3 protein-coding genes and 1 pseudogene are annotated in these 3,520 nt (G+C 66.9%); all 4 read right to left on the bottom strand.

Going from position 1 to position 3,520, the window contains the following annotated elements; translation table 11 throughout:
- Positions 1–187: pseudogene (locus tag BM237_RS30185) on the bottom strand (aminotransferase); the annotation flags it as partial.
- The gene (locus BM237_RS28515; RefSeq protein WP_245794103.1) at positions 135–1,457 is read right to left on the bottom strand and encodes a restriction endonuclease subunit S; all 1,323 of its coding nucleotides are present in this window, start codon (positions 1,455–1,457) and stop codon (positions 135–137) included. The pseudogene BM237_RS30185 and the gene BM237_RS28515, both read right to left, overlap by 53 nt.
- Positions 1,457–2,911, bottom strand: a complete 1,455-nt coding sequence (locus BM237_RS28510) for an N-6 DNA methylase (RefSeq protein ID WP_093852632.1) — start codon at positions 2,909–2,911, stop codon at positions 1,457–1,459. The genes BM237_RS28515 and BM237_RS28510 overlap by 1 nt, the downstream gene beginning before the upstream one ends.
- Positions 2,912–2,958: 47 nt before the next feature.
- Positions 2,959–3,150 (bottom strand): hypothetical protein, encoded by a 192-nt coding sequence (locus tag BM237_RS28505; RefSeq protein WP_093852631.1) that lies wholly within the window; start codon positions 3,148–3,150, stop codon positions 2,959–2,961.
- Positions 3,151–3,520 lie beyond the last annotated feature (370 nt).

Here is a 3,520-nt window from a genome sequence, read left to right as displayed (position 1 = left end):
GCCCGTCGGTGTCGGGGAAGCCCTGGCCCAGGTTGATCGATCCGGTCCGGACGGCCAGCGCCGACATCTCGGCGAAGACCGTCGTGCCGAACCCGTGGAGCCTTCGGTTCAGCAGTGGCCTGGCGTTCATGTCCTCACCGGTCCTCACTCGTGTGCCCGTCGATACTCCGGGGCCATCCTGACTCATGGCCGGTCCTGCCGACGTGGGAAGCGAGGATCTCAGCGCGGTGAGGGGCACCAGCGCTTTGCCTTGCCGACCTGTCGGTCGGCTCCCGGAGGGTGCCAGCCTTTGCCGAGATGTCGCGCAGCAACGCGTTCCGCAGATCGTGCAGTGTCGCGACCCTGGAGGCCAGGAGCTGTGCCGCCTCGTGCAGGGGTCCTGCCGCCTTGCGGAACTCGGCGCGCGAGAACCGGTCCGGCCAGGTGATCTTCAGTCGTCTCAGGGCAAGGGATGAGATCTCCCGGCTGTTCCGGCCCTGTGCCAAACGAGCGATGTCGCTGCTCCGGCTTCTGAGCTCGTGAAGCAGCCACCAACGGTCATCGTCCTCGGCGGGGCGAATGGCAACGACGCTTCTGAGTGGTGTCGCCGGCCGGCTCAGCACGGCGGTGTGTGCGCCGTCGGAACGAGTGCTCAGCATGATGGTGCCGGGCGGATGCGACTCGCCGGCCTCGGCCAGTCCGCTCAGACGGAACCTCGGAACGTGAGGGGTGGGGAGGTCGTACAGGTCTCTGGGGGCGATCACATCGGCGGAGGGTTCCAGGGGCGGCGGAGGGAGCGAGCGTTCGGAACCTTTGCCTGTCTCCGGCTTGGCGACCTCAGCGAGCGAGCGGGTTTCCCACGGCCCGTCCGAAGAGACCACGTCGTCGTGGAGCGCGTCTGCCAGTGCCACGGCCGTGCGCGCTGTCTCCCGGTAGAGGGAGATCATCTCCTCAATGAGGCTGAAGGCCCGGTGGTAGGCGCTGATGACATCCGGCGGGGGCAGCGGGAACAGCATCTGACGGAGGGTGTCGAGGCTGACGGTCGGCTCGACGTGTGCCGTGACGTCCTCATCGATCCGGGCCTTCGCCGTGGGCGTCTGCAGCCAGATGTGCAGCCATCGCACGATGAGCGGTTCTGCCCGGACGATGCCGATGGACCGAGCAGCTGTCCATCCCGCGTGTTCGGGGGTGACCAGCGCGGACTCGCCCACACGTCGTACGAGTACGACGGCCAGGTCGCCCTCCCTGAGGGTTGCCCGGGTGGGCGGAGCTTCGCCTGGCCAGCACCCGTTGGCCGGGGCCGGGAGGATTTTGCCGCCCCGGACGAACGTTGAGCTTACGACTCCCGGAGCCTTATCGGCGGTCTTGTCATCGAGGAAGCCGCAGGTGGTGTGGATTTTCCGGACTCCCTCGATCTCGATGGAGGTTGTCCGCCAAGCCGTCGTACCGAACTCGACTCGGTCGGCCTCGGCTTCCATCAGATTTCCTCCAAGGCGTCCAGCAACCGGAGTTCCAGGGCGCGCATCCGGTCGAACTGCTCGGTCAGTTCGAGCTTGAGCTGATCGATCCGGTTCCGCGTGTCCCGTTCGGGACCAGGAGGCTCAACGGCGTACGAAGTCGGCATCAGGCTGTACTCGCGGTCGGCGATTTCCTTCACGGAGCAGCTCCGGGACCATCCGACCGTGTCGCTGTACGGCGTTGCCGCCGCACCGTCCTCGGGGAGACCACGCCAGGCTGCGAGCGTGCTCAGGATCAGAGCCGTGTTCTTGTCGCCCAGTCTCCGCGCTCTTGACTGCGGAACCTGCTCGAAAGCCCGACGCGCGTTGATGAAGAGGACCTGCCCGCGACGGTCCAGGGCGCCCCATCCGGGCCGTGCGCTCTTGTCCTTGTTGATCACCCACAGGCAGGCAGGGGCCTGGGAGTGCCCGTACACGCGGAGCGGCAAGGCGATCACGCACTCGACGAGATCGATCCGCAACAGTCGTTCGCGGAGCCGTTTGGGCACGGCCTGTCGGCTTGCTGCCACACGGTCGGCCATCAAGAAGACGGCTCGTCCGGCCGGAGCCAGTGCGTGAGCGATGTGCTGGATCCACGCGGAGTCGGCGGAGCTCCGGGGTGGTGTTTCCTCTGGCCACCGGGGATCGAGAGGGACGGGTGGGCCCGGCCGACTGCCGTGCTGTTGCGTTCCTTCCTCCTGCGTCCAGTCCCGCTGGTTGAGGGAAGGGTTGGCCAGGACGATGTCGTACGGCTCGGGTTCGGGCTGCGCCAGGCTGTCCCCGGGCGGAAGGATGTCGGCCTCGATCCCCCGCACCGAGAGATTCATGCGGGCCACTTGCGAGGTGGGGGCGTGCAGCTCCCTTCCCCGCAGAGACATGGTCGGGTTCAGCCCGACACGCTCACGGACGTAGCAGTGGCTCTCCACCAGGAGCCCGCCCGAACCGCAGGCCGGGTCAAGCACCCTGTGCCTGTCATGGGGGACGGCCGCGCCGACCATCAGACGCGCCATGTCCTCGGGTGTGAAGTAGTTGCTGCCGTCGGCCTGGGCCGCCGAGAGGTCCCGCAGGCACTGGTCGAGCAATGTCCCGACCTGCTGGGTGGATCCGATGGCCTGAATGAGCGCGCGCAGGGACTTTTCGGAGCCAGGAGGCGGAACGGGCACGAGGCTCACCGCGCCCGCTTCGGCGGCCGGATCCTCGATCGCGGGGAGGTGGTGGACCAGGCACTTGGTCACCGCGGCGCGGATTTCCGGGCCCCGCCCCGCCGGCTGACTCAGCAGCCACGACCACGTCGGTACACCCGGGTCGGAGGCGACGCGCGAAGCCCGGCTCAGATACAGCAGACCGATGAGGAGCCGAGTCGCGTCGATGGTGTTCATCACCCGTGAGAGCTGTGTGAGGTGCTGGCGCACTTTCACGAACATCTCGTCGGGCATGGAGGGGCGCGGGGCTTGTGCGCGTCCTCTCAAGGACTCCATGCCGCTCACGAGCCCACCACGCCCAATGCATTCATGACGGCGATGAGGAGAGGCAGGGCGCCGGTGAAGGTGAATGCTCCGGTCCTGAGGGTGGCAGCGGGGCGCCCTCCCTCGATGGCGGTCACGAGGCTGCCGGCAAGCGCGACGGCAAGCGCTGCGAGGACCGCGATGATCACGTACATCAGTCTCAGCTGCATGTGGTTCCTTCCTGAGGTCGAGGGGGACCTTCCAGTGGGCGAGCGAGCCACGTGATCCCCGGCTTCAGGTAGGACAGTAGAAGACGTAAGGCGTGTGGCGTTTGGTGCACACTGTTTGGGATTTCATATGGCGTTCGCCCAGGGATCGAGCCCTGTAGGTGAGTGCACGCTCTTTGGGTTTTCTGGTACTGAGCTCATGAAGAGCGCGAGCAAGACAAGCTCTGAAATCAGAATGGCTGGGTCAGCAAGCCTTGACCCAGCCGACCTTGGCTCCCGCGGTGACGAGGACCTCGGTGTCGGGGTCGTACTCCAGGCCGTAAAAGCGCCGCTGGTGGTCGGCGATCGCGGCGCGCAGCTCCGGGACGCCGGG

Origin of the sequence: Streptomyces mangrovi (assembly GCF_900114215.1) — a bacterium.
Classification (GTDB): domain Bacteria; phylum Actinomycetota; class Actinomycetes; order Streptomycetales; family Streptomycetaceae; genus Streptomyces; species Streptomyces barkulensis.
The sequence above is the reverse complement of the archived record's forward strand: the minus strand, read 5'-3'. Positions and strand labels throughout refer to the sequence as shown.

Bases quoted from the DNA above. Each gene is read 5' to 3' on its own strand.
- BM237_RS28515 (WP_245794103.1), bottom strand. From the start codon at position 1,457: ATGGAAGCCGAGGCCGACCGAGTCGAGTTCGGTACGACGGCTTGGCGG.
- BM237_RS28510 (WP_093852632.1), bottom strand. From the start codon at position 2,911: ATGCCCGACGAGATGTTCGTGAAAGTGCGCCAGCACCTCACACAGCTC.
- BM237_RS28505 (WP_093852631.1), bottom strand. From the start codon at position 3,150: ATGCAGCTGAGACTGATGTACGTGATCATCGCGGTCCTCGCAGCGCTT.